This window comes from Floridaenema fluviatile BLCC-F154 (genome assembly GCF_041929135.1).
Classification (GTDB): domain Bacteria; phylum Cyanobacteriota; class Cyanobacteriia; order Cyanobacteriales; family Aerosakkonemataceae; genus Floridanema; species Floridanema fluviatile.
In genome coordinates this window covers 93,271-119,675 of record NZ_JBHFNS010000059.1, presented here as the reverse complement: position 1 = coordinate 119,675, position 26,405 = coordinate 93,271, and the positions used below count along the sequence as shown (strand labels likewise).

General features: G+C 40.5%; 28 protein-coding genes. 17 read left to right on the top strand and 11 right to left on the bottom strand.

Annotation, left to right across the window (positions count from 1 at the left end):
- Positions 1–184 (top strand): DUF6887 family protein (locus tag ACE1B6_RS15935; RefSeq protein WP_413258234.1); only part of this gene is annotated, 184 nt, incomplete at its 5' end.
- Positions 185–396: 212 nt separating this feature from the next.
- On the opposite strand, the gene ACE1B6_RS15930 is transcribed toward ACE1B6_RS15935, so the two are convergent.
- A complete protein-coding gene (locus ACE1B6_RS15930) occupies positions 397–1,080 on the bottom strand; it encodes a Uma2 family endonuclease (protein WP_413258233.1) in 684 nt (227 codons plus the stop codon).
- Positions 1,081–1,283: 203 nt separating this feature from the next.
- On the opposite strand from ACE1B6_RS15930, the gene ACE1B6_RS15925 reads away from it, so the two are divergent.
- The 3 genes from ACE1B6_RS15925 (at position 1,284) to ACE1B6_RS15915 (ending at position 4,393) form a co-directional block, all read left to right on the top strand.
- Positions 1,284–2,573 (top strand): glucose-1-phosphate adenylyltransferase, encoded by a 1,290-nt coding sequence (locus tag ACE1B6_RS15925; RefSeq protein WP_413258232.1) that lies wholly within the window; start codon positions 1,284–1,286, stop codon positions 2,571–2,573.
- Between the two features lie 59 nt (positions 2,574–2,632).
- On the top strand, positions 2,633–3,130 hold the full coding sequence (locus ACE1B6_RS15920; RefSeq protein ID WP_413258231.1) for an AAA family ATPase: 498 nt from the start codon (positions 2,633–2,635) through the stop codon (positions 3,128–3,130).
- Positions 3,131–3,352: 222 nt separating this feature from the next.
- Positions 3,353–4,393, top strand: a complete 1,041-nt coding sequence (locus ACE1B6_RS15915; RefSeq protein ID WP_413258230.1) for a DnaJ C-terminal domain-containing protein — start codon at positions 3,353–3,355, stop codon at positions 4,391–4,393.
- A gap of 75 nt (positions 4,394–4,468) precedes the next feature.
- On the opposite strand, the gene ACE1B6_RS15910 is transcribed toward ACE1B6_RS15915, so the two are convergent.
- The 3 genes from ACE1B6_RS15910 to ACE1B6_RS15900 form a co-directional block, all read right to left on the bottom strand.
- Entirely contained in the window at positions 4,469–5,080 is a 612-nt protein-coding gene (locus ACE1B6_RS15910) for a LysE family translocator (protein WP_413258229.1), read from the bottom strand.
- 26 nt (positions 5,081–5,106) lie between these two features.
- On the bottom strand, positions 5,107–5,640 hold the full coding sequence (locus tag ACE1B6_RS15905) for a peroxiredoxin family protein (RefSeq protein ID WP_413258228.1): 534 nt from the start codon (positions 5,638–5,640) through the stop codon (positions 5,107–5,109).
- Positions 5,641–5,729: 89 nt separating this feature from the next.
- Complete coding sequence (locus tag ACE1B6_RS15900) at positions 5,730–6,341, bottom strand: peroxiredoxin (RefSeq protein WP_413258227.1); 612 nt, start codon at positions 6,339–6,341, stop codon at positions 5,730–5,732.
- Positions 6,342–6,540: 199 nt separating this feature from the next.
- On the opposite strand from ACE1B6_RS15900, the gene ACE1B6_RS15895 reads away from it, so the two are divergent.
- The 4 genes from ACE1B6_RS15895 (at position 6,541) to cysW (ending at position 11,716) form a co-directional block, all read left to right on the top strand.
- The gene (locus tag ACE1B6_RS15895) at positions 6,541–8,547 is read left to right on the top strand and encodes an amylo-alpha-1,6-glucosidase (protein ID WP_413258226.1); all 2,007 of its coding nucleotides are present in this window, start codon (positions 6,541–6,543) and stop codon (positions 8,545–8,547) included.
- Between the two features lie 212 nt (positions 8,548–8,759).
- Positions 8,760–9,920: a sulfate ABC transporter substrate-binding protein gene (locus ACE1B6_RS15890; RefSeq protein ID WP_413258225.1), complete on the top strand. Its 1,161-nt coding sequence runs from the start codon at positions 8,760–8,762 to the stop codon at positions 9,918–9,920.
- Between the two features lie 109 nt (positions 9,921–10,029).
- Positions 10,030–10,884 carry a sulfate ABC transporter permease subunit CysT gene (gene cysT / locus ACE1B6_RS15885; protein ID WP_413258224.1) on the top strand — a complete coding sequence of 285 codons (855 nt, stop codon included), beginning with the start codon at positions 10,030–10,032 and terminating at the stop codon, positions 10,882–10,884.
- The gene (gene cysW, locus ACE1B6_RS15880) at positions 10,877–11,716 is read left to right on the top strand and encodes a sulfate ABC transporter permease subunit CysW (protein WP_413258223.1); all 840 of its coding nucleotides are present in this window, start codon (positions 10,877–10,879) and stop codon (positions 11,714–11,716) included. The genes cysT and cysW overlap by 8 nt, the downstream gene beginning before the upstream one ends.
- A gap of 121 nt (positions 11,717–11,837) precedes the next feature.
- Here the strand turns inward: cysW and ACE1B6_RS15875 are convergent, their stop codons facing one another.
- Both ACE1B6_RS15875 and ACE1B6_RS15870 read right to left on the bottom strand, forming a co-directional pair.
- Complete coding sequence (locus tag ACE1B6_RS15875) at positions 11,838–12,485, bottom strand: response regulator transcription factor (RefSeq protein ID WP_413258222.1); 648 nt, start codon at positions 12,483–12,485, stop codon at positions 11,838–11,840.
- A 299-nt stretch (positions 12,486–12,784) separates the two neighbouring features.
- Positions 12,785–13,258 (bottom strand): (2Fe-2S) ferredoxin domain-containing protein, encoded by a 474-nt coding sequence (locus ACE1B6_RS15870; RefSeq protein WP_459563037.1) that lies wholly within the window; start codon positions 13,256–13,258, stop codon positions 12,785–12,787.
- A 239-nt stretch (positions 13,259–13,497) separates the two neighbouring features.
- Here ACE1B6_RS15870 and groES point away from each other — a divergent pair, with 239 nt between their 5' ends.
- The 3 genes from groES to ACE1B6_RS15855 all read left to right on the top strand — a co-directional run bounded on the left by groES (position 13,498) and on the right by ACE1B6_RS15855 (position 16,136).
- A complete protein-coding gene (groES, locus tag ACE1B6_RS15865; protein WP_413258220.1) occupies positions 13,498–13,809 on the top strand; it encodes a co-chaperone GroES in 312 nt (103 codons plus the stop codon).
- 121 nt (positions 13,810–13,930) lie between these two features.
- Positions 13,931–15,568 carry a chaperonin GroEL gene (gene groL, locus ACE1B6_RS15860; RefSeq protein WP_413258219.1) on the top strand — a complete coding sequence of 546 codons (1,638 nt, stop codon included), beginning with the start codon at positions 13,931–13,933 and terminating at the stop codon, positions 15,566–15,568.
- 355 nt (positions 15,569–15,923) lie between these two features.
- A complete protein-coding gene (locus ACE1B6_RS15855) occupies positions 15,924–16,136 on the top strand; it encodes a DUF6887 family protein (protein ID WP_413258218.1) in 213 nt (70 codons plus the stop codon).
- 71 nt (positions 16,137–16,207) lie between these two features.
- Here ACE1B6_RS15855 and ACE1B6_RS15850 read toward each other — a convergent pair whose 3' ends face one another.
- The 3 genes from ACE1B6_RS15850 to ACE1B6_RS15840 form a co-directional block, all read right to left on the bottom strand.
- Positions 16,208–16,438, bottom strand: coding sequence for a type II toxin-antitoxin system HicA family toxin (locus ACE1B6_RS15850; protein ID WP_413258217.1), 231 nt, complete (start codon positions 16,436–16,438; stop codon positions 16,208–16,210).
- Positions 16,439–16,445: 7 nt separating this feature from the next.
- Entirely contained in the window at positions 16,446–16,676 is a 231-nt protein-coding gene (locus ACE1B6_RS15845; protein WP_413258216.1) for a type II toxin-antitoxin system HicB family antitoxin, read from the bottom strand.
- Positions 16,677–16,746: 70 nt separating this feature from the next.
- Complete coding sequence (locus ACE1B6_RS15840) at positions 16,747–17,346, bottom strand: HPP family protein (protein WP_413258215.1); 600 nt, start codon at positions 17,344–17,346, stop codon at positions 16,747–16,749.
- A 247-nt stretch (positions 17,347–17,593) separates the two neighbouring features.
- Here ACE1B6_RS15840 and ACE1B6_RS15835 point away from each other — a divergent pair, with 247 nt between their 5' ends.
- Entirely contained in the window at positions 17,594–18,169 is a 576-nt protein-coding gene (locus ACE1B6_RS15835) for a Uma2 family endonuclease (protein ID WP_413258214.1), read from the top strand.
- Positions 18,170–18,260: 91 nt separating this feature from the next.
- Here the strand turns inward: ACE1B6_RS15835 and ACE1B6_RS15830 are convergent, their stop codons facing one another.
- A complete protein-coding gene (locus ACE1B6_RS15830) occupies positions 18,261–19,139 on the bottom strand; it encodes a hypothetical protein (protein WP_413258213.1) in 879 nt (292 codons plus the stop codon).
- A 167-nt stretch (positions 19,140–19,306) separates the two neighbouring features.
- Positions 19,307–19,813: a hypothetical protein gene (locus ACE1B6_RS15825; RefSeq protein ID WP_413258212.1), complete on the bottom strand. Its 507-nt coding sequence runs from the start codon at positions 19,811–19,813 to the stop codon at positions 19,307–19,309.
- Positions 19,814–19,967: 154 nt separating this feature from the next.
- On the opposite strand from ACE1B6_RS15825, the gene ACE1B6_RS15820 reads away from it, so the two are divergent.
- The 5 genes from ACE1B6_RS15820 to ACE1B6_RS15800 all read left to right on the top strand — a co-directional run bounded on the left by ACE1B6_RS15820 (position 19,968) and on the right by ACE1B6_RS15800 (position 26,372).
- Entirely contained in the window at positions 19,968–20,513 is a 546-nt protein-coding gene (locus tag ACE1B6_RS15820; RefSeq protein WP_413258211.1) for a hypothetical protein, read from the top strand.
- A 585-nt stretch (positions 20,514–21,098) separates the two neighbouring features.
- Entirely contained in the window at positions 21,099–21,464 is a 366-nt protein-coding gene (locus tag ACE1B6_RS15815) for a response regulator (RefSeq protein ID WP_413258210.1), read from the top strand.
- A 49-nt stretch (positions 21,465–21,513) separates the two neighbouring features.
- The gene (locus ACE1B6_RS15810; RefSeq protein WP_413258209.1) at positions 21,514–23,655 is read left to right on the top strand and encodes a chemotaxis protein CheA; all 2,142 of its coding nucleotides are present in this window, start codon (positions 21,514–21,516) and stop codon (positions 23,653–23,655) included.
- A gap of 39 nt (positions 23,656–23,694) precedes the next feature.
- Complete coding sequence (locus tag ACE1B6_RS15805) at positions 23,695–24,240, top strand: chemotaxis protein CheW (protein WP_413258208.1); 546 nt, start codon at positions 23,695–23,697, stop codon at positions 24,238–24,240.
- A gap of 80 nt (positions 24,241–24,320) precedes the next feature.
- On the top strand, positions 24,321–26,372 hold the full coding sequence (locus ACE1B6_RS15800) for a methyl-accepting chemotaxis protein (protein ID WP_413258207.1): 2,052 nt from the start codon (positions 24,321–24,323) through the stop codon (positions 26,370–26,372).
- Positions 26,373–26,405 lie beyond the last annotated feature (33 nt).

Here is a 26,405-nt window from a genome sequence, read left to right as displayed (position 1 = left end):
ACTTGCACATCGCGGCGGCGATGACGATCTTGAGGCTTTGCGCGTGCTGTTTAGTCGCCGTAAACCAGATTCAGAAACGATTGTATTTCACCCACCAAAAACTAAAGAAGAAGAACAAGAACAGTTTGAATTATTCAAGCGGATAGTTGACGAAAAGACAAGGAAGAAAGAGGCGGAAAGTTGAGATTTTAGGAAGTGCGATCGTCCTACGCATCGCTACACGATCGCACCTAATTTTTGGTAGGTTTTCAGTTGTGCGATCGCTAAGTACAAACTATTTTCACTCCATTCGCGATCGCTGCACTCTTCTCAATCGTTGCTGGAATTCTTTCTTGAGTAGCCAAAACCACTCTATTCACCAGTTCAAGAGCGATCGCCATCTCCACAACCACCTCTTTACAACGTATTCGGATCGATTCCCCTCTCCTCTAACTTAGCTAAAAGATCCTGAAGTTCTTGTTGTCTTTCTCTGGCTATTTCTTCCGGCGTTTTATATCTATTCCCATTTTCGTCATACCAATACAACCACTCCCTCGTAAAAGCTTGATAAGTTCCCCTTTCCCTACCAATTCCCAAACCAATTTCCGGCATCCAAATTATATCGCCAGACTGTAAAACATATTCACCATTAACTAAACGATGAACTTCTAAACGTTGGCGGCGACGACGTTGGCGAGTAGGTGCATAAACAACGTAATACAAAACACCCATTTGGGCATAATCAATTTTTTTCTGTTCGTATTCAGCATTGTAAGTTTTAGAAACAATTTCCAATACCAAAGAAGGAACTACGCCATCTTCATCCCAAAGCACATAACATAACCTTCCCTGTTCCCCAACAAAACGTTCTACTCCCAAACTTAAAAACCCATCAGGGACGATCGCAGGTTTAGCCAAATCATAATAAACTCCCATATTAATTCCAAAAAACCAATCCTCGCGATTTTGCCAAATCAAAGCCAAAACCGCAGACAACAAACTCGGAATTAAAACTTGTAATTCATTATCCACAGGCGTATCATCCGAACTGGGTAACTCTTCCGAAGATGGCAAGCAACCTAACGGATTGTACTTGAACATAATTACCTCAAATTAAACTTTCAACTACCAATCCATACCTAGCCTACCTTGTCTACCCTGGACATCTCAGCCCCCACCTGTAAAAATCTTCCTTCTCCAGGTAGAGACAAAAAATCTGCCACTTCTTCCTTTACCCCCTTGCCAACTGTTCCCCTCAATCGCACACTGGACTTGGGAACGTTCGGCAGTGAGAGGTTTTTTTTGTGAAAAGAGTTTTAGCTATCATTCTCGGCGGCGGCGCAGGTACTCGCCTTTACCCGCTAACCAAACTACGCGCTAAGCCAGCCGTACCTTTGGCAGGGAAATATCGACTCATCGATATCCCCGTGAGTAACTGCGTCAACTCAGAAATTTACAAAATCTACGTTTTAACCCAATTTAACTCAGCCTCACTCAATCGCCACATAGCGCGTGCTTACAGCTTTGCTGGCTTCACAGATGGCTTTGTGGAAGTACTAGCCGCCCAGCAAACACCGGAAAACCCCAACTGGTTCCAAGGTACAGCTGACGCAGTTCGGCAATATATGTGGCTATTCCAAGAGTGGGAAATTGATGAATACCTAATCCTGTCTGGAGATCACCTCTACCGGATGGATTATCGCTTATTTGTACAACGTCACCAAGAAACCAACGCCGATGTCACCATCTCCGTTGTGCCAATGGACGAGAAACGAGCCTCGGACTTTGGTTTAATGAAAATTAACGACCAAGGGCGGATAGTTGACTTTAGCGAAAAACCCAAAGGTGAAGCCCTGAAACAAATGCAGGTAGACACCAAAATTTTAGGGCTGACAGCAGAAGAAGCCGTAAAAATGCCTTACATCGCTTCTATGGGGATTTATGTCTTTAAAAAAGATGTGTTGTTTGAACTGCTAAACTCATATCCAGACAGCACAGACTTCGGTAAAGAAATTATTCCCTCATCATCGAAAGATCTCAACGTTCAAGCTTACCTATTTAACGGGTACTGGGAAGATATTGGAACCATTGAAGCTTTCTATGATGCCAACTTAGCTTTAACCAGACAACCACGCCCACCCTTTAGCTTCTACGACGAAGCTGCCCCCATTTACACCCGCGCCCGTTACCTACCACCAACAAAATTGTTAGATTGTCAGGTAACGGAATCGATGATCGGAGAAGGTTGTATCTTAAAAGATTGCCGGATCGATCATTCAGTATTGGGAGTACGAAGCCGTGTAGAATCCGGTTGTTTAGTGGAAGACTCCTTATTGATGGGGGCAGACTTCTATCAACCCTTTAGCGAACGGGAATCTAATTGCGATCGCCGTGATGTCCCATTAGGCATCGGCGCAAACACCACAATTCGACGTGCGATCGTTGACAAAAATGCCCGCATCGGTTGTGATGTCAAAATTATTAACAAAGATAACGTACAAGAAGCCGATCGCGAAAAACAGGGATTTTACATCCGTAGCGGCATCGTCGTTGTCTTGAAAAATGCCATTATTCCCGATGGCACAATCATTTAATCATTAGTCATTAGTCATTAGTCATTGATAATCAGGAAAAAGACCTGGAAAAATGACCAATGACAAAACTAATTCTTTTCATCGGGCTTCCTGGTAGCGGCAAATCTTCCCTAGCCCAAAAGCTAATCACAGAACCGTGCCAAACTTTGTTAATTTCTACAGACAAGATTCGCGGTCAACTGTTTGGAGATGAAGCTATCCAGGGCCCTTGGTTTCTAGTTTGGCGAGAGTTACAAAAGCAACTCGAACAAGCCGCCAGAGCAATTGTTCAAGGAAAAGCCAGCCTTGCAATTTACGATGCTACCAACGCCGCACGCCGCCAACGCAAAGAAGCGATCGCCCTTTGCCAGCAAACAGGCTTTACCCACATCACCGGAATTTGGTTCCAAACCCCCCTTTGGCTTTGTCTCTCCCACAACCGTCATCGCCAGCGCCAAGTCCCCGAAGAAGTCATTTTCCGAATGTATCGCCAACTACGCGATGCCCCCCCAACCTTAGCCGATGGATTCGACGAGTTAATCCGCTACCATCTTGGAGAATTCAAACTTGTGGAATAACCGTACCAAACCGAACTTGCAGTCATAATCTATTTAAATGCACAATGAAAATGAGTCGATGTATACACCTATTCCTAACCATTTTTGGCGATCGCTGACTCCTCGAACAACACTTTACAGTAGAGCCTAAAATTAAAAACTCTCCCCAAAAAAATCATGTCTAGCACATAATAAATCAAGACAAAATAACAACTAATCTTTACTTTATAGGAGACAAACTAAATGGCTAATACAGACTTTAAAGACTATTATGCTGTCCTGGGAGTGACTAAAACCGCTAGCGCCGACGAAATCAAAAAAGTTTATCGTCGTCTCGCCCGCAAATATCACCCAGACATGAACCCAGGTGACAAACAAGCCGAAGCCCGCTTCAAAGAAGTTACCGAAGCCTACGAAGTACTTTCCGACCCCGACAAACGCAAAAAATACGACCAATTCGGTAGATACTGGAAACAAGCTGACCAAGCATGGTCTTCCTCTGGCGGCGCAGGCGCACCCGGAGCCGATTTTAACGGCTTTGACTTCAGTCAGTACGGTAGTTTCGACGAATTCATTAACGAATTATTAGGTCGCTACAGCACCGGAACCGGAACCGGAACCGGAACCAGTACTGGTGGTAGACGTTCCACTAGCCGCAGTTACAGCTATCGCCCAGGTGGGTCGAGTGGTTTTGGTGGTGGTTTTAGTGGCTTTGATGGCTTCGACACTCAAACAGCAAATGTTGGCGCTGCTGACAGAGAAGCTAACCTCAGCCTCACCTTTTCCGAAGCATTTCACGGCGTACAAAAGCGTTTAGATTTAGGTACAGAAGTAGTTGATGTGCGAATTCCCGCAGGTGCGAAAAAAGGCACTCGCGTTCGTTTAAAAGGTAAAGGTGCTTTCAATTCTTTAAATCAACAACGTGGTGACTTGTATCTCAATGTAGAATTACAACCCCATAGTTTCTTTCAATTTGATGGCGACAATTTAGTTTGTGAAGTGCCAATTACTCCCGATGAAGCTGTTTTAGGCGCACCAATTGAAGTTCCTACTCCCGATGGTTCAGTAACAGTTAATGTTCCCGCTGGTGTGCGTTCCGGTCAATCTTTGCGACTGCGTGGAAAAGGTTGGCCTAATCCTAAAGGTGGACGCAGCGATCAAATGGTGAAAATTTCCATTGTTCCCCCTAAAGAACTAAGCCAAACTGAACGGGAATATTATGAAAAAATTCGTGCCGATCGCACTTTCAACCCCCGCACTAACCTAAAACAAATTCAATTGTAATCCATCAGTTCGTAGTAGCGACTTTAGTCGTACACTCGTCAAGAGCAGGACTGAAGTCCCCACAACGAACCGGGATTAAGTTCTAATAATTAAAAATATTCCTACAGCAATCATCACACAACCAGCGGCAATGTTTAATCCTTTAGTGATTCTGCCACTAATCAGCAATCTAGCTCGATCTGCCATCAACGCATAACCTAGTTTTACACTGCCTACGGCTAGGGTTGCGATCGCAATAATCACCCCAGTATCCCACCAAGAAATCCGAGAAAGATCCACAAAAGCTGGAAAAAAACCCAAATAAAATAACGTCGCTTTCTGATCTCCCAAAGTAATCAAAAGTCCCGTCAAAAAACTCGAAAACAAAGAAGATTGAACCACCTCCCCCGTCTCCACATCTCTCGATTTTGCCCTCAATAATCCAATTCCCAAAAATATCAGATAAGCGCCACCAAAGTACTTTATTAACACAAATAAACTACCCATCGTTTCCGCTAGAAACGACAAACCCCAAATAGCTATAATGATAAAAATAATGTCACCCAGTAATATTCCCAGAGTCGTAAAAACCCCATGAATAAATCCAAATGTAGCCGATCGGGTCGAAACAGCCAAAACACTAACACTGGGAATAGCAGCCAGAACTACCATTGCAGTAAATAACGCCACAATGCTACTAAATGACATACTAATTTGCCTAACTCAAAAATTGTTTAAACCGCTGCCAACAACTGCTCAACTGAAGCATTAGGCGATAAAAAAGAAAACAGATGTTTATAAACTAACTTACCTTGCTTATCTAACACAAATTGTGCTGGCAAAGGCGCACCTAACGCTTGACCAACTTGATATTCTCGAAACACCCAACAACTCGGATCGCTCAATAAAGGCATTTTTAAACCCAAGTCCGTGACAACTTTTTCACTTTGTTGTTTATCAGTACTGGTAATCATTAAAACCTCTATCCCTCGGCTAGAAAACAATTCATAGTTTTCATTCATTGCTTTAATGTGGGGATAGCACAGCGGACAGTATTGTTTTTCCGTGAAAATTCGCGTAAAAGCTAAAATAACAGGCTGTTTACCTTGAAAATTTGATAACCTAACTGGCTGACTATTGGTAATATCTAGCAGTTCAAAATCTTTAGTAACTGCCCCTAATCGTAGTTCGTTATGCGCCGGAATTGGCAAAAAGTTACGAAAGAAACGCTCATTGATTAAGCCGCTAAAATCAGTGGAAGTCAGCATAGTTAAACCGTAAATTCAGTAACTTTAAATTGATCTAGATCCCCGACTTCTTCAAGAAGTCGGGGATCTGGAAAGCTAAATGCTCTAAATTAAACAGAGGCAAAGTAAACTTTCGCCTTCACAGGATCGGGATTCATGGTCTTTTCACCAGGTTGCCAACCAGCGGGGCAAACTTCATCTGGGTGAGTTTGAACGTACTGAATCGCTTGGAGAGTCCGTAATGTTTCGTCAACGCTGCGACCAAATGACAGGTTGTTAATGGTAGCGTGTTGAATTACGCCTTCTTTGTCAATGATGAACAAACCGCGCAAAGCTACGCCTGCATCGGGATCGAGGACGTTGTAAGCGGCGCTGATGTCTTTTTTGATGTCGGAAACTAGAGGATAGGTTAAATCGCCTAGACCACCGGATTTGCGATCGGTTTGAATCCAAGCTAAGTGGGAGAATTCGCTGTCTACGGAAACGCCCAGAACTTCGGTGTTGATGGATTTGAATTCTTCGTAGCGATCGCTAAATGCGGTAATCTCAGTTGGGCAAACAAAGGTAAAGTCCAACGGATAGAAGAACAATACAACATACTTACCACGGTAGTCAGACAGCTTAATGGTCTTGAATTCTTGATCGACTACAGCTGTTGCGGTAAAGTCAGGCGCTCCTTGACCAACACGCAGACATCCTTCTGATGCGTAACTTAGAGGCATGAAGTTTTTCTCCTTAAAAGTTTATGCTTCGACTTGTGTGCTTCTTGTCGGTAATGTAGTTAAAGACGGGGTTTACCTGAAGTTTTTCGGGTTAACGAACAACTTCGTTAAACTCACCTCGTCCTACCCACTGGGGCAACTACTATTTAATTACGAACTGTAACAACTATATCATACTCATAACGATTTTGAGTAACCTATGAAAAGTCTAGATCGGCGAGAGTGGTTATTGACGAACGGGCTAGGTAGTTTTGCTTGTGGTACCTTGTGCGATGCCCGTACCCGTACTTATCACGGTTGGTTAATTGCAGCAATAAACCCGCCTAGCGAACGCACCTTACTGCTATCTCACTTAGAAGCAACGCTAGAAATCGGGAGAAAAACTAGGGAATTAGGAACAAATTTCTGGTCAAATGGGACAATTGCCCCTTTGGGTTATCAACTGTTGCGATCGTTCACCATTGAACCAGTTCCCACTTGGATTTGGAGTGAGGAAAATTGGCAACTTACTCGACAAATAGTCATGCCTAATTGTTTTCCGCAACCAGGCGAAGAATTAGCCAATAATCAGTTCGATCAGAAAACTGTGATTCAATATGATTATCAAGGAAAAGAAACGGCTATTTTAAGATTAAAACCGTTAATTGCCGATCGCAACTTTCACCATCAACAAACAGCAGTTCCAGAATTAACATTCTCGCAAAAAGTTAGCGAAAACTCCGTTATTTTCCAAGCAATTAATCAAGATTGGCAAGGCACACCTTGGCAGTTAACTTGGAGTAAAGGAGATTATCAAATATCTGGTTATTGGTATTGGAATTATCACTATCCCGAAGAAACATTGCGCGGATTAGGCGATCGGGAAGACCTCTGGTGTCCCGGTGAATTAACTATTATTTTGCAACCAGGCGATCGAATCGCCCTAGAAGCAAAACTAGGTTGGGCAGAGGCGCAGAGGCGCAGGGGCACAGGGGCGCAAGAAAATTCTTTAACTCGAAACTCAAAACTTCCCCAGTCCCCAGTCCCTAGTACCCAGTCCCCAATCTTCAATCAACTACTTCGCGCCGCCGATCGATTTATTGTTTATCGCCATTCAATTTCCGGGCCCACTGTAATTGCTGGTTATCCTTGGTTTAATGATTGGGGTAGAGATACATTAATTGCTTTACCCGGTTTAGCACTGACAACAGGTAGATTTGAAATTGCCAAAGGTTTATTACAAACCTTCGGTTCCTACTGTAAATATGGTTTAATTCCTAACACCTTTCCCGACCAAGGAAACGAACCATTTTATAACAGCATTGATGCTTCTTTGTGGTGGATTGAAAATTTAGGGCTTTACTTAGAAGCAACGGAAGATTGGGATTTTTTAATAACTCAATATCCCGTATTTCGTCAAATTTACAAAGCCTTTTCTGCTGGGACTCTATTCAATATTCACATTGACGCTGAGGATGGTTTACTAATTTGGGATGCGCCTAATGTAGCTATTACTTGGATGGATGTAGTAATTAATGGTAAACCGATTACTCCTCGTTGTGGTAAACCAGTAGAAATTAATGCTTTGTGGTATTCAGCTTTATGTTGGGCAATTAAATGGGCGGAAAAATTGGCAACTATTCAAACAGGGAATTCTGCGAAGTTGCTTAGTCAGCGCGATCGCTATTTCCAGCAAGCAGAAAAAGTCAAAAAATCCCTGCAAAAATACTGGAATCCCAAACAACAATATTTCTACGATACCATTTCCCCAAATGACCAACCCGACCCCAAAATTCGCCCTAACGCAGTTTTAGCTTTATCCTTATATCATTGCGGATTTCCCTCAGAACAAGCCCGCCAAGTATTACAAATCGCCAAGGAAAAACTCTTAACTCCCTACGGTTTACGCAGTCTCGCACCAGACGATCCAGATTATATTGGTTCCTATACTGGAGATTCACTTTATCGCGATAGTGCTTACCATCAAGGAACAGTTTGGAGTTGGTTAATCGGCTGTTTTATTAATGCTTGGCAACGCTTTTATCAAACAGAACCATTGCCTTTTGATTGGCAATTAATGTTAGATCATTTTCAAAATCAAGCCTGTTTAGGTTCAGTTTCCGAAATCTTTGATGGCGATCCTCCGCACACACCGCAAGGCGCTTTCGCCCAAGCTTGGTCAGTTGCAGAAGTTCTCCGTTACTTTCCCGAAGCTAACAAATTTTGAATTCTCGTAGGATGGGCATCTTGCCCGTCACATTGATAAGGCAGGCAAGATGCCTGCCCTACTGCCCTACGTTTTTCTTTCATTCCTTCCTTTGCATTGTTAAATCTTGAAAATAACGATTGCATTTTTGCCTTCATTTCTATATAATTAAATATTGTGCTAATTAAATACAGTATTCCGACCGATTAACCGTAGATTATAGAGGAAAGGTAATGATTCAGTGGTATAACGCCACAAAAGAAGGGAGATTGCTGAGTCAAAGAGTTGCGAATGCAACTGATTCAGTAAGACAGTGGTGGCGAAGGTGGTTAAACTTGAATAGAGGTGGATGGAAAAGATTTGTTTGTTTGTCTTTAGTGGGGGTGAGTTTGAGTTTGGCGATCGCCTCCTGCAATACCCAAACCTCCGACACTTCAGATAGTTCAACCCCAGCTAATAAAAAAGATGCGGAAATAACTTTAGTTTCTTATGCCGTAACTCGTGGCGCTTACGCAAAAATTATTCCTCAATTTACAGCTAAGTGGAAAAAAGAACATAACCAAAAAGTTAAAATTAATCAAAGTTATGGTGCCTCCGGTTCCCAAGCTAGAGCAGTAATCGATGGATTAGAAGCTGACGTTGTAGCATTAGCTTTAGACTTAGATATTGCCAAAATCGAACAAGCAGGATTAATTCAACCAGGCTGGAAAAAAGAAGCACCTAATAATGCTATTGTTGCCAAATCTGTAATTGCTTTAGTAACTCGTGAAGATAATCCGAAAAGAATTAAAACTTGGTCAGATTTAGCCAAAAACGGCATACAAGTAATTACCGCAAACCCCAAAACTTCTGGTGGTGCAAGATGGAATTTCCTAGCATTATGGGGTGCTGTTACCGAAACCGGAGGTAGCGATACTCAAGCATTAAATTTCACTACCAAAGTTTTCCAAAATGTGCCTGTATTGCCTAGAGATTCTAGAGAAGCTAGCGACGTATTCTTTAAACAAGGTCAAGCAGATGCCTTAATTAACTACGAAAATGAGATTATTTTAGCCAGATTAAATGGTCTAAAATTGCCTTACGTAGTACCTAATGTCAACATCTCGGTTGATAGTCCTGTAGCGGTTGTAGATAAATACGCTGATAAACATGATGTCCGAGAAGTTGCTGAAGCATTTGTTCAGTATTTATACACACCAGAAGCCCAAAGAGAATTTGCTAAAGTTGGTTTTAGATCGGTTAATCCTACAGTAGCCAAAGAATTCTCTAAGAAATACATTCCCATTAAAAAATTGTTTACTGTTCAAGATTTAGGCGGGTGGAATGCTGTGCAGAAAAAATTCTTTGATGATGGAGGAATCTTTGACAAAATCCAAACAAAAATCAGCAAATAATTCCTAGTAAATTAGGTCGCAAAACATGGGATAATTTGTTTGTAAAAAATGCCAATTTCATCTCCTAAAATTAACAAAAAATACTCACCTATCAGGAAATTTTCATTCTATGGCTGTATCTTCTCCTCCTCAGCTGAATCCTGTGGGAAAAAAACCCCAGATTCAGTTATTTAATCTCTCTTGGCCTTGGCGAATTATGCTAGGGTATCTGACGATCATGCTATTTTTGCCGATCGCCGCCCTCCTATTAAAAGCAAGCACAGTTGGCCCAGCCGAATTCTGGAGAATTGCCACCAGTTCGATCGCCCTTTCCGCTTATGATGTTACCTTTACCACAGCCTTAATTGCCGCATTAATTAACGGCGTATTTGGCTTATTAATTGCCTGGGTTTTAGTTAGATACGACTTTCCCCTCAAACGCTTAATTGATGCCGCTATTGACCTACCTTTTGCCTTACCTACCGCCGTTGCAGGTTTAACATTAGCCGCAGTTTACAGCGAAAATGGTTGGATTGGTTCTTTATTCGCACCTTTCGGCATCAAAATAGCATTTACCCGCCTTGGTGTCGGGGTAGCAATGTTATTTATTTCTCTACCTTTTGTAGTACGAACATTGCAACCAGTTTTACAAGAAATGGAAAAAGAAATCGAAGAAGCAGCTTGGAGTTTAGGCGCTTCTCATGCACAAACATTTTGGAAAGTTCTGTTACCACCTTTATTTCCAGCAATTTTAACCGGAGTCGCCTTGGGTTTTTCCCGTGCAGTGGGAGAATATGGTTCAATTGTGATTATTTCTTCCAGTATTCCCTTTAAAGACTTGATTGCTTCCGTGTTAATTTTCCAAAGATTAGAACAATTTGATTATGCAGGTGCAACTGTGATTGGCACAGTTTTGTTATTCATTTCTTTGTTTATGTTATTAGCAATTAACCTTTTGCAAGCTTGGGGGCGGCGTTATGAATAAAGTTCCGAAAAAACAAGAAGCTAAATGGGTAAAACCAGTTTTAATTTCCATTGCCTTACTTTACTTAGGCTTACTACTATTAGTTCCGGCAATTAATGTATTTTACCAAGCTTTTAAATATGGAGTTGGGCCATTTTTTAGCAACCTGACGGAACCTAGCTTTTTAAATGCAGTTTGGTTGACGATATTAATTGCTGCTATTGTTGTTCCCATTAATGCAGTATTTGGATTGTGTACGGCTTGGGCGATCGCACGCAACAAAAACTTCCCCGGTCGTACCCTACTCTTAAGTATCATCGACCTACCCTTTGCCATCTCACCAGTAGTAGCAGGTTTAATGATCGTACTACTTTATGGACGCAGTGGTTGGTTTAATCCTTTGCTACAAACAGCAGACATTAAAATCATTTTCGCCCTTCCCGGAATGGTCATCGCCACCGCTTTTGTTACCCTACCTTTCGTTGCACGAGAAGTAATACCCGTGCTCGAAGAAGTAGGTTTAGACCAAGAAGAAGCAGCGAGAACATTAGGCGCAAAAGACTGGCAAATCTTTTGGCGCGTTACCTTACCCAGTATTCGTTGGGGTTTACTTTATGGCTTGATTTTAACTAATGCCAGAGCTATGGGAGAATTTGGCGCAGTCGCAGTTGTTTCCGGCAATATCATTGGCAAAACTCAAACATTACCCTTATTTGTTGAGGAAGCTTATAAGCAATACCAGACACAAGCCGCTTTTTCCGCAGCCGTGTTACTAGCCTTTTTAGCAGTAGTCACCCTGGTACTTAAAGAAATCCTAGAGCGTAAAACTCGGATTAAAGATGTGCAGGAATGATTGGGTAATTTCAGATCGGAAAAATTCAAATTTTCAGTAAGAAGTTTAGTTTAATTCTGCAATTTGAAAAATTCAATCTGAAATCACCACCTCCGAATAGCAATTAGCATTTAGTATTTGCTCAAGCCATATTGTTTTCAATTGACCAACGTGCCAGTTCGGTGCGATTATGCAGTCCAGTTTTGCCCAGCATATTCGACACATGACTTTCTACTGTACGTTGACTAACATTTAGTTCCTCTGCTATTTCTCGATTAGCTAAACCTCGTGCTACGTGCTGTACCACTTTCAGTTCCGTAGGAGTTAACTGCACATCAAAAGGAACATGAATTCTTTGATTGCTATCTCCATTAACTGCGCGATTCCGTAGCCGTTCGGTATGTTTAAGTGAAGACTCCACCTGAGCCACTAGTTCTTCTGGCTCAAATGGTTTTACCATATAAACATCTGCGCCTGTGTTTAAGCCTTTGACTTTATCTTGGCTTTGACCTTTAGCAGAAAGGAACAACACCGGAATCCAATTGGTCATAGGATCTTCCCGAACGTGCTTGACGAAGGTATATCCATCCATTTCCGGCATCATCACGTCGCAGATAATTAAATCTGGACTCTCCTGTTCCAGTATTTCTAATGCTTCCCGACCGTTTTCTGCCGTGATTACTTCATAACCCCGAAATTCTAAATAATCTTGGACTAGTAAGATTAAATTCGGGTCATCATCAATCAGCAGTAGTTTTTTTGTATCTCTCACACGAGTTTCCTTAACCATGCTTTACCACTTGCCCTACTGGCAGCAATTACGTTTGTAAGTAATTGATTTCCCCAGTATTATCTACATTGTACTGAACAGGCTGTTGAGTAGGACTTGTTAACTAAGTAACAACCAGTATACGTTACTGGAAATCAGCCGTTTGCAAATAACCAAGGGAAACCTAGTAGTAATACTGAGTTATACTGTTTAATTGCAATGATAATATCTCCTCTGGGTAAAAGCATCCCCTTGGCAAACAAATATCGTATCGATCGCAGTAAAATTACTAGGCTCTCCCATTTAAATGTTCGTAATTCTCAGTAGTTCCCCGTAACCTCCCCAGATAAAGCGGTATCCGGTAAGGGACGAGTTAAAAAAGCGTACTCTTGGACAACTTGATTACCAATTAAATGTTCCTGAATAATTCTTTCAATTACTTCCGGGGTAGCATTGCGATACCAAACCCCATCAGGGTAAACCACTAAAATTGGCCCGGAACAGCATACTCGCAAGCAGTTTGCCTTAGTCCGAAAGATGCAATTTGGCTGATTAGTTGTTGGCTTATCTAATTGTAATTCTTTTAAACGTTTTTTTAAGTAATTCCACGCTTGTAACCCAGCTTCCTTAGAACAGCATTGCGGCAAAGTTTGATCGGCACAAAGAAAAATATGCCGTTGAATTTGGTTGATGCCTAACTTTTGCACACAAACAGCTAAAGCATCTTTTTCTGGCGACTCACAAACATTACAAGTTTCATCTTCTGCCTGAATTGCTGAGTTCTCCATCTTCATTGCCTTGAAAGTATTCGCATTAATAAATAATGCCTCACCTGACTTAGTTCGGGAACCCGTACACAAAAATTTATTGTCATTGGGGTACGCCTCGTTTTAAATTAGCACTCAGGAGGTGAGAGTGCTAATCGCCAACGAAAAGGTAAAGAGTGATAAAGAACTTATACCTAATCGGAACGCACTTGCCAACTCATCTCTGCTGTAAGTAAACAGAAAAGCTCTGGAGATTAAAATTAACTATGGCTGCTGTATCATTGAGCGTTTCTACCGTTAAACCCTTGGGTGAACGAGTATTTGTTAAAGTAAGTGCTGCTGAAGAAAAGACTGCTGGTGGTATCCTACTTCCCGACAACGCCAAAGAAAAACCCCAAGTTGGAGAAGTTGTACAAGTAGGTCCCGGCAAGCGCAATGAAGACGGCACTCGCCAAGAATTAGAAGTAAAAATTGGCGACAAAGTTCTGTACTCCAAGTATGCTGGCACCGATATCAAACTCGGTACCGATGAGTACGTTTTATTGTCGGAAAAAGACATTCTTGCCATTGTTAGCTAATAAAGTCATTAGTCATTGGTCATTAGGAAAAAGACTAACCTCAATGACAAATAACAAATGACAAATGACCAATGACAAAAATTCCAACTCTACATTACACAATCACTGAAACAGAAAAACTATGGCTAAGCGCATCATCTACAACGAAAACGCTCGTCGTGCCCTAGAAAAGGGAATGGATATTTTAGCAGAAGCAGTTGCGGTGACTTTAGGGCCCAAAGGACGCAACGTAGTGTTAGAAAAGAAATTTGGTGCTCCCCAAATTGTTAACGATGGTGTCACCATTGCTAAAGAAATTGAACTGGAAGATCATGTAGAAAACACTGGTGTAGCTTTGATTCGTCAAGCTGCTTCCAAAACTAATGATGCTGCTGGCGACGGTACCACCACTGCAACAGTTTTAGCTCATGCAATGGTAAAAGAAGGGCTGCGGAACGTTGCTGCTGGTGCAAATGCGATCGCCCTCAAACGCGGTATCGACAAAGCTACCAACTTCTTGGTAGGTAAAATTAAAGAACACGCTCGTCAAGTTGAAGAAACCAAAGCTATTGCTCAAGTTGGTACCATCTCTGCTGGTAACGATGAAGAAGTCGGCAACATGATCGCCGAAGCAATGGATAAAGTTGGTAAAGAAGGCGTGATTTCCCTGGAAGAAGGTAAGTCCATGACTACCGAGTTGGAAATTACCGAAGGGATGCGCTTTGATAAAGGTTACATCTCTCCTTACTTTGTAACTGACGCAGAACGGATGGAAGCGGTTTTAGATGAACCTTTCATTCTGTTAACTGACAAGAAGATTGCTTTGGTACAAGACTTAGTACCAGTTTTAGAACAAGTTGCTCGTTCTGGTAAGCCATTAGTTATCATCGCTGAAGATATTGAAAAAGAAGCTTTGGCGACCTTGGTAGTTAACCGCTTGCGTGGTGTATTGAACGTAGCTGCGGTGAAGGCTCCTGGCTTTGGCGATCGGCGCAAAGCTATGCTGGAAGATATTGCAGTCTTAACTGGTGGTCAAGTAATCACCGAAGATGCAGGTCTGAAGCTGGAAAGCACCAAGATCGATATGCTGGGTAGAGCGCGTCGCATGACTATTACCAAAGATAATAGTACGATCGTCGCTGAAGGAAACGAAAAAGCAGTTAAAACTCGCTGCGATCAAATCCGTCGTCAAATGGAAGAAACCGAATCTTCTTATGACAAGGAAAAACTGCAAGAACGTTTGGCTAAACTAGCTGGTGGCGTTGCAGTTGTGAAAGTCGGTGCAGCTACCGAAACTGAAATGAAAGACCGCAAGCTGCGCTTAGAAGATGCGATTAACGCGACAAAAGCTGCTGTCGAAGAAGGGATTGTTCCCGGTGGTGGTACAACTTTAGCTCACTTGGCTCCCCAAGTTGAAGAATGGGCTAACGGAAACCTGACTGGTGAAGAGTTGACAGGTGCTTTAATTGTAGCTCGTGCTTTGACCGCTCCGCTGAAGAGAATCGCTGAAAACGCTGGTCAAAACGGCGCGGTAATCGCTGAAAGAGTGAAAGAAAAAGACTTTAACGTTGGTTTCGATGCAGCTAAGAACGATTTCGTTGATATGTTTGAAGCTGGTATCGTTGACCCCGCTAAGGTAACTCGTTCCGCGATGCAAAATGCTGCTTCTATTGCTGGAATGGTGTTAACTACCGAATGTATCGTGGTTGACAAACCAGAACCCAAGGATAATGCTCCTGCTGGTGCTGGCGCTGGCATGGGTGGCGACTTCGATTACTAAGTTTAATTGGGTAGGCTTTTTGCCCGCCTTTTGGTAAAAACAGCTGCTTCCTTGGTGGAGGTAGCTGTTTTTTTTATTTGAACCACGAAGACACGAAGAGCGCGAAGAGAAGAGGAAGAAGAGATTTTTTGAGTTGTAGAGGTAAAGTGATAGATATTGAGTTACTGTAGTTTAGACTATCGCACCGAAGGTGCGATGTCTAAACTCCAGTGAGTTACTAAGGGCAAACTAATGAATCAATAGTGAAAACTTCTCATTCTCTTCCTCTTTCTTCGTGTCCTTCGTGTCTTCGTGGTTCAAAAAAATCTTTAGAACTTAGAATTATAAACTTTGTCAACGATACGCAGGAGTTTTAATGATGAAGAAGCCTGAATTTAATAATATGACTCGTCAAGAATTGAGAGCTTATGTTTTAAGTCATCGAGAAGATGACGATGCGATCGCAGCCCTAATTAACCGCAGAAATCCCAATAGTCCAAAATATCCCTTTCCCCAAACTGATGAAGATTTCCGAGAAATGGAACAGATACTTAAGAGAAAATTGGGAAACACTGGAGAAGCAAACTGAGAATTAAATGCGATCGCTAAGATTAAAATTAAGGCTGATTGTACTCTGCTAAGAAATTGCGATCGCATTTTTTAACGAGAGCGATCGAGAAATTCTTCTGGAGTAATACTAGCTTGCTTCAAAATTGCACGCAATGTTCCTTCTGGCATATCACCTGTATGATTGGGAATTGTAGTGTACCTGTTAGTTTCAGGGTTATACCAAATTTCATGGCTACCTGCTGCTTGGCGGTCAAAAACCAAGCCAAAAGATTGTAAAATTTTTACAATTTCTCTGTAACGAAATCCAGCTAATCTACCCATAATCTGACTACCCAGCCACCACTAAGGGATAATCAAATTCATCAGCTACAGGTTGCAAAAAATCTGGTTGATTTCGCTCAGATCTTGCTTCTAATAACTTTTGGGCTACATCACGCGCAATTTCTAATGTTTCAGCAATAGTTTTTCCTTGTGCTACTAACCCTGGAAGATCTTCGGATGTTGCTAAATAAACTCCTTCTGGTAGTTTTTCTATATGCAGATTAAGCAGTTTTTCCACTTTTAGCAATCCTTTGTTTAGTTTGACTAATTGCTTAATAAGGTAACTTTAGCATTAACCTCGATCGCCGTTAAAGCCAGTGTTTAGGGTAGGTTCTACGAGCAACTAAGTTATGGAAAATGACTGTACACAAAACCATTACGATCGACCCTAGCAAAATCGGAGTCCAGACAAAATCCCAGTTAGCATGGCTCATTACTCCCAATAGGGCGATCGCACCTCCTGGCGGATGAAGCGTTCTAGTTAACTGCATTAGCTTAATTGCTGTCGCCACTGCTAACGCCATTACCCAAGGTTCGGAACCAAACAGCTGTACGAGTGTAACGCAGACGATCGCCGCAATCAAATTTCCCCCAATCACATTCTTGGGTTGAGCCAAAGGGCTATCGGGTACAGCAAATACTAAAACAGCTGTTGCGCCAAAGGGTGCTGCAATTAGTGGATAGCCACTACGAGTGGTGAGATAAGCAAGAGTCGCAATTCCCAGAAAACTTCCCAGATAAGACCACAAAATTTCTTGATAGAGGAACCCTGGCTGATGAGCAGAACGATCGCCTAATCTCCCAAGCTTGAATTTAATATATCGTAGCAACCTGGAAAAGCGGTTTCTCGGCAGCTTTCTCGTAGGTATAGGGAGGGCGGACTTCTCGTATTGTGGCAATTTTCTCATCCTAGCCAGAACTCGTTGCAGTACCAAATTCTATTAAACAATGTTATGAAATTTTAACAAATAAAATTTTAGTAATTTTAGATACAGATTTTTTATAAAAGGTATAACCTAAAGTTGTGTCAAGACCCTAAAAATCCCTAAAATTCTCTTCTCAAGAAGGAAAATCTTTGATATTTAACAAATTTTTTCTTAGTGAACATCTAACTTTAGAAATAGTAGAAATTACGTTTTTGCTGGAGAATGTTCGATGGTACTCACTCCCCTAAAATTAAACCTCAATTCAGTTCATTTAACTGATGAACAATTCTATCAACTTTGCCAAAATAACCGCGAGTTGAACTTTGAACGCAATGCAAAAGGAGAATTAATTATTATGCCTCCAGTTGGCGGAGAAAGTGGGAATCGTGAATCAGAATTGAACGGTGATTTGCTGATCTGGAATCGGCAAACTCGACTTGGTTATACTTTTAGTTCTTCTACTGTTTTTAAGTTACCAAATGGTGGCGATCGATCTCCCGATGCTGCTTGGATTAGTCGCGAACGATGGGAAGCTTTAACACCACAACAAAGGCGGAAATTTCCCCCAATTGCACCAGATTTTGCGATCGAATTAAGGTCAGAAACAGATAATTTGTCAACTTTACAAGAGAAGATGTGGGAATATTTAGACGCAGGAGTAAGGTTAGGTTGGTTGATTAATCCCCAACAGCAACAGGTGGAAATTTATCGTTTAGGACAAGAGGTAGAGGTGCGAAATTTACCAACTGAATTGTTAGGAGAAGATGTATTACCGGGATTTAGTTTGAGTTTAGATGTTTATTGAAAATTTGTAGGGGCGAAGCATTCGGGTCAAAATTTATGAGTGAAAATCTAGATTTATTGCCCGAATGCTTCGCCCCTACTGTTAACTTACCTTACTTCACTTTTAAATTTAGATCGGTTGTCTCTAAAATTTTGGCTAACTCTTGTAAAAGAGTTTCCTGTTCTTGTTTGATTTCATTCAGTCTGTGCAAAATTGCATTGAATCTTTCTTTGGGATCTTCGCTGTCTAGTTTTGGTGATGGAAGTTTATTGTTGATGGTGTTTGCTGTTGATTGATAAGCTTTGGGGAGAAGCGATCGCACCAACAAAACTGGAGATAACAAAACCGACATCCAACTTTTAACAATTAAGTTACCTACAGCTTGAAATAATCCCCAAATTAACAAAATGAATATTAGGAAAATGGCGATCGCAAACAGCGGATGATTGAACAACCAACCTAAAACTACATGATGATTCATCCAATCAGTAACATAACCGTTTATCCCATTTTCTATACCTTCAGTTAAGGTATGACTTAAACCTTCGGTTTTTTGAATTGTTTCTTCTAAAGATGCTTTTGCTTGTTCTGTTACTTGCTGAATACTATCAACTGCTTGTACAGAAGTTTGGGAAATTGTGTCTTTGGCTTTTTGGGCGGTTTGGGCGATCGATCCCACCGCACTTTTACTAGTTTCATTTATGCTAGTAACAGCATGACTCGTAGCTTGAGTTAATGAACTTTTGGCTTTTTCCGTTGCTGCTGTTACTGTACTAACAGCTTGACTTGTTTCTTGACTGAAATTAGTTAAAAGTTTGCTTGTTCCTTGGATAAAAATTTCTTTTGCTTGCTCAGTAGATTGGGAGAGAGAATCTTTCGTTTGTTCGCTCAATGTTGTGATAGTATCAATTGTACTTCCCGTTTGTTGCCCAAAAAAATCTTTGCTCTTTTGCCAGTCTTGGGAAAGTCTTTCTAGAAGTAAGATTTCCATATTTCATCAACTGAAATAGTTTAATTTATCATATCATTTCGGCAAACTCCAGTTAATTCAATAATAAAAATTAGTAGTTCTATAGCTTTGGCAACATAAAGTTTACTAGGCTTAACAAAAGCATAGTTGACTGCGCTGGAGAAAACTTTTTCATCAAAATTATTTTGCTAAACCTGTTTTAAATCTTGGGTAATTTCCACAGTAATTTTCTCTCCACCCAATAAGGATGCTACCTCTTGTAAAAGTTCATTTTGCTCGTTTTGAATCTCTTCTAGTCTATGGGAGATTTCGTTTAATCTTTGTTGTTTATCAATTTGGACTATTTGAGAAGTTGCTGGAGGTAAAGCGGGAATTTCCGTAGTTTTTGTCCAGCTAAATGGTTTAAGAGCTAAATTGCCAACTTGCTGCATAGATTTGGTACTAACTCGCCAAATTAGGCGCAATAATCTCATTGGTAATTGCATGATTTCTCTGGCAATTATTGCTACCAAATAGCTAAAACCTTTAAATAAATTCCACAGTAACGCCAATATTGTCAACAATATAATTACGCCCCAAATTGGGTGATTAATTCCCCAGAAAAGCCAGTCGAGGAGGCGCAGAAATACGGGGTTACTATCTAACCACTTGATTACGTCACTGGAGGCGATCGCTATTAGCAAAGAATTAAACATGGCAGCACTTAATTACGTTCCATTACCTATTAAAAACTGAAATGTTACCACTGTTTTACTAAATTTTTAGAAACTTAGGAAAATACGGCTCAAAAACTCCTTCCAGTGTATCCTCTAAAAGAGGCGGTTCACTAAACTTGGAGCTATCTTGAACATGAAACTCAAAACCCTCGCTATCATCATTCTCGCTACTCCTCTCTGCTTGTCAACTCCCCTGCGAGCGGAAACTCTAGTAAAATTTCCACTGCCAGTTCTCTTAACTCAAGAAACATCCTGGAATGAGTTTTCCTCTAAGCAAGGAGGATTCGCTGTCTCCATGCCAGGAACTCCTAAACAAGAGACAGGAACTAATCAAGACGGTTCCACTGAACACTCTTTCTCCCTAACTTCTAATAACTCTGCTTTCCTAATTCACTATTCCGATATTCCTAAAATTGAAAAGTTGACTAAGGAAGAAATTACCAAATTGTTAGACAATGCACCCAATGATTTTGCTAAAGGTGCTAATGCTACATTAGTCACGGCAAAAAATGTTTCCTTAGATGGTTATCCAGGTAAAGAATTTGAATTTATTCTGGGTGAAGGTATTAATGGCAAAGGTCGAGTTTATTTAGTTAACAATCGGCTTTATATAGTTGTGGGTATGACCACTCAACCTGGAAATGTGCAAAAGTTTCTCGATTCTTTTCGGTTACTTTAAAAGTCACATAAAGGTAGGTAACTAATACTTTTAACTATAAAATCTTCTTTGTCAGATAAACCTTTTTACCTACCGCTACACAGAGTTTAACACGCCTACTAAGTAGAATATTTTAGGTCTTCAATTAGTCGGGGTTTGCATCCCCAACTAATTGAACCTGCCGATAGGAAAAAAGCTATCCCACAATTCACTTATGCTATTTACAGCTACCTAAAAGGTTCACAGCTTAATGAAGGTAGAAAACTGAGAATTTAGGCAAGTGCGACACTTCCATCAACTTGTAAGATTCGGTTGTTATACTGATTTGGTTTTTACGGTTTCAGGATAAAATATATATTAGGTATCCTAGAAGATTTTTTTGTGCGGAATATTAATTTTTAAGAATTTTTATAACATTCTGCTAGCAATGAGATTCTCAATGGATTTACACTTTATATAGTAATTATTTTATAAAATCGAAACTCTAAATAGTATCTTTAAACTTTGATTTAACTTACTAATATGGGAAGCTGACTAAGTAAAACTATACCCAAATTTTCGCTTTTTAGTTCTATGAGGATGGAATTCTCTATAAAGGAGAAACTGATGAAACAAATTTTAGTTGTGGATGATTCGGCAACGATGCGACGAATGGTAATGGCATCATTGCAAAAATTAAAAGATGTAACTTTTAATGAGGCTAGTAATGGTTTAGAGGCAATTGAAAGACTCGTGCTAGCGCCAGTTAATTTAATGATTTTGGATTTAAATATGCCGGATATGCACGGATTAGAAGTTTTACAGTTTGTCCGATCGCATCAAGCATACAGCCACATCCCAATCATTGTTTTAACTACTAAAGGCGATGAAACTAGCCGTGCTGAAGCATTACAAGCGGGAGCGTCACGATATTTGACTAAACCTTTTGAACCAAAAACTTTTGCAGCCCAAGCACTAGAATTGTTAAATTAAGAAAAGTAGGGAACACTCATTTAAGCTGGCTGAAGCAAAACAATCAATAATGGATAATTTTTTTGCTAACTTTCTTGATGATTATTTTGCCGAATGTGATGAGCATATCATCAATATTCGGGATATTTTATTGACAATTGAATCACAAATTAATCAGCTAAAAATTGAGAATTCCTTACTTGATAAACTTTTTATTAGCTTTCATTCAATCAAAGGCTTATCAGGAATGGTTGGCTTGAAAGAAGCTGAGGAACTATCTCATGAAATGGAAAGTTATCTGCGGCTTTTGCGGGAACAAAAAATTAGACTTACTGCCGCAGGAATTGATGCTTTGATTGATGGAACTACTATGTTAGAGCAGGTGATTACTGCTTACCATACTCAAAGTACTTTGCCGGATATTGGCTCAATAATGAGTCAGTTAACCAATGCCTTTTCTGAAAAGATGCCAGATGAAGAAGAATCATTAAGTATTAAAGAAACAGTAGAAAATCAACCAGTAAATTCTGTTGCTATTCAACTAACTACGATCGCACTAAAACCTGCCGAACAAACTGAACTGCAACTAGCTTTAGAAAAGGGCGAAATAGCTTGGCAATTTGAGTTTTTACCAGGACAAGAAAAGGCAGAACGAGGCATTAATGTTAATACTATTCGGGAAAGATTGCGAGCGATCGGTAAATTGATTCACGCTTCGCCAAAAATTCGGGAAAATGGCGACGTTGTTTTCAATTTTGTCGTGACAACAAATGTTCCTGAAACTTCTTTTGCTGGGTGGGATGCTGATGGACTGACTTATAGAACATATTTAATCAAAGAAATCGCAGAAAAACCAGAAAAGCTTACTTCTTTACATCCTACATCTCCTCTTACCCAAACTTCTCCAATTATTAATGCTACCGGATCTACTCCTTCTAATGTAGTTCGGGTAGACTTAACAAAGTTAGATGAATTAATGCGAATGGTGGGAGAATTAGTTACTACTCGCGCCAAGTTTGCCGATAATTTAAAGAATTTAAAAAATAAAGTACCTGCGGCTGAATTACGTACTTTGCGGGAAACAAATTTGACTTTAGAACGACAGTTGCGCGACTTGCGAGAAGGCGTAATGCGCGTGCGTTTAGTCCCCATTGGCGAAATTTTTACCCGAATGCAATTCGTAATTCGTGATTTGGCAAAAGAAAGTCAAAAACAAATTTCTTTGGAGTTGTATGGACAAAATACGGAAATAGATAAATTCGTGGTTGAACGAATGTTAGACCCGATGATGCACATGGTACGCAATGCAGTTAGTCACGGTTTAGAATCGGAGTCTGAACGAATTAATAGTGGTAAATCTCCCCAAGGAAAGATTAGCTTGCGGGCGGCTACTGCGGGAGAAATGGTAGTAATTCAAATCGCGGATGATGGGCGAGGCGTGGATGTAGAAGCAGTGATAAATCAAGCGAAAAAACAAGATTTAATTGATTCATTTTTGCCGAATCAAACAATAGATGATAATACAATTCTTGATATTATTTGTTCCCCCTGTTTTTCCACTCGCGAACAAGTAGATTTGACTAGTGGAAGGGGTGTGGGAATGGTAGTAGTAAAAAATACGGTAAATGAATTAGGGGGTTTTATAACTCTTGAATCTGAAAAAGGGAAAGGTACAACTTTCACGATTCAATTACCTTTGACTTTGGCGATCGCAGATGCCCTAATCATCTCTGTGCAAAACCAAACTTTCGCCATCCCTCAATCTGCGGTGCGAGAAGTGATTCAAGTACCGGAAAGTGCGATCGCTATTTTGGAAAATAACGAACTAATTCCCTATCGAGGACAGGTTTTACCTTTAATTAGATTGGCAACAGTATTTAACCTAAAAAACAATAATGAAACACCGACAAACAAAGAGGTAAAAATTAATCAGAAATTTGGCAAAATTGAATTGTCTCCTGCTAAAAGTAACTTAAAATTAATTGTAGTTGGTAATGGTGTAAACGCTATTGCGATCGCTGTAGACCAGATTTTAGGACAACAGGAAATAGTGGTAAGACCACTAACAGATTCCCTCGTACAAACTATCGGTATTGCAGGTGCTACCGAACTCGGTGATGGGCGCATTGTCCTAATTATTGATACTTTAGCGTTAACTCGGATCGCTAATTCAGCAGTGAAAATTAAAAACTATCCCGGAAAAGCTGGATAATTTTACATAATTACACTAACAGATAAAGAGGAAAAAGTGATGTCAAAACAACCCGATCGATCGCCAGAAAATCAAAATTCATCATTACCATTTATCCTGTTTGAATTAGCAGGAACTACCTACGGAATCAACTCTCAGGTAGTCCAACAAATGGAAATGGTCGAACAAATTACACCTGTACCCAATGCGCCAAACTTTGTCGAAGGAGTAGTTTTTTCCCGCGGTCAAGTAATTCCGGCAATTAATTTAAGAGTTAGATTTGGTTGGGAAAAAGTTCCCTATAATATTCGTACCAGACTAATTGTGATTAATGTGGATAATCGTATAGTTGGGTTGATTGCTGACTCCGCCCGCGAATTTATTTCTATTCCTTCGGACATAATTTTGCCACCACCAGAAGCAATTTCTGGATTAAGTGGTAAATATTTAGCTGGCATTGCCATGTTGGGAGAACGGCTAATTTTGATTCTTAACGCCGAAGAAATAATTACCTTAACTACAGATACAACAGTAGGAGTAAATTTAGCAGACAACATTTTCGCCGCAAAAATATCTGAACAAAACTCACCCCTCCACGCTCCGTAAGCGACAATTAATTAATAATTCTGCCTCGCTCCTACTTCTTTAACAGAACCATAGTTGTAAATAAACATTAGGATAAAACAATGGCTAAGAATTCCTCCCGCCCCAATGGTAAATCTCCGAAATCAGAAATGAAACTGCGTTCTAAAAATCGAGAAAAACCTGCTGAAATTAGTAATAATATTTACCAAAACGAAGAAGTATTGCAAAAGTTTAACCGAGTTAATCGAGCAACAACTACAATTTCTCAAGGAATAGAATCACAAATAAATCAAATCGAAGAAGTCAGCAATAGTACTAATACTATAGTGAAATCTCTGCAAGAAACATCTATACAAGCGGAATCAGTAGCTACTTCAGCAGAACAGCTAGTTTCCTCTGTGAACGAAATGGCAGCATCAATTGAACAAGTAACTGCTGGTACTGTGGAATTAGCTGCATCGGTAAATCAAACTGCAACTTCCATTCAAGAAAGTACTAATTCAATTAAAAGTGTGGCTAATACCGCGGAAGAAATGGCGACCTCAGCCACTCAGGTTACTACTTCGATGAACCAAATTTCTGCGTCGGGAAAAAGCGTCAGTAGAGATACAGAAAATTTAGTTTCATCAATCAATGAAACCGCTGCTTCTGTAGAAGAAATGACTCGTTCTATTCAAAGCGTCGCCCATAATTCTGATGATTTAAGTAACGCTGCCGAAAAAGCTACCTCTTCAATTAACGAAATGGCAGCATCAATTGAACAAGTTTCTGCTACCTCAGAAAATTTAGCTGCTACAGTGGAAGGAGTTTCTAGTTCAATTGAAGAAATGGCGACTAGTATTCAAGGAGTCGCCCAAAATACTAACCAAATTACCGAAGCAGCTACTAATGCCGCTGCTAGTGCTACTGAACTCGATCGCTCAATCCGTTCTGTCAGCAATCTCACCAGACAAGCAGATGAAATTACTACCCGTGTAGCTAGAGACGCAGAAACAGGAGGCGTTACCGTACAAAAATCAATTCAAGGATTAATTAGAGTTCGTGATTCAATGGCACAAACTGCTGATGTAATTCGGGATATGGGCAAACAAACTAATGAAATTAGCAGCATTGTAGATACGATTAATTTAATTGCAGAACGCACTAATTTACTATCATTAAATGCCTCAATTGAAGCAGCGAGAGCCGGAGATGCTGGCAGAGGTTTTGCTGTAGTTGCCGAAGAAATTCGTAATCTTGCCGAACGTGCTGCCCAAGCTACTAGTGATATTGCCATAATTATTAAATCATTACAAGATGTAGTTCAAGAAGCAGTAGCTAAATCCAACGATGGAATGCAGGTAGCAGAAGAAAGTGGTCGTTTAGCTGAAGAAGGCGCTTCAGGATTAAAAGTAATTCTGAATGGAGTGCAGGAAACTACTCAATTAGTCCGGCAAATTGCTGTTGCTTCCGAAGAACAATTGAGTGCTGGACAAACTGTAGTTAACGCGATTAATACCACAGCAACCCAAGCAAAAGAAGTAGCTCAAGCTACTAAAGAACAAGCGAAATTTGCCCAAAGTATTGTGCAATCTTCGGCACAAATGCGGAAAATTACCTTGCAAGTTTCTAATGCAATGAACGAACAAGGAAGAGCCGCTAGGGAAATTATTAAAGCCGCACAAAGTACAACTTCTTTAGCAATTCAAGTCCGCCAAGCAACCGCAGAACAAGCAAAAGGTGCTAGCCAAATTTTACAAGCTGTAGAATTAATGCGTCGTGCTTCAACAAATACCTCTCGTGCGATCGCAGAACAAGCCGCAGGTTCCGAACAAATTTCTCAAGAATCTGAACGTCTGGCTCGGTTAATTAGTCATATTACTAAAGCGATGATGGAACAAGCCAGTGCTGCCTCGCAAATTACCAGCGCCGTCGAAAGTATTCGCCGTCAAACTGACCAAACAGCTAAAGCCATGAAAGAACAAACAAGGGCAGTTAAAGATATGACTTCCGGGACACAAAATATTTCTAGACAGATTGCCGTCATTAACCGCAGTAATCGAGAATATTCCAATCTTGCTAGTGTAATTTTGAAAAGTTTAGATCAAATTCGGGCTGGGAGCGATCGCCATCTGCAAGAAATCAAAGAAGTTGAACAAGTCCTCAGATTTTAGATTGCTTCCACCAACAATAAATCTAAAATTGCC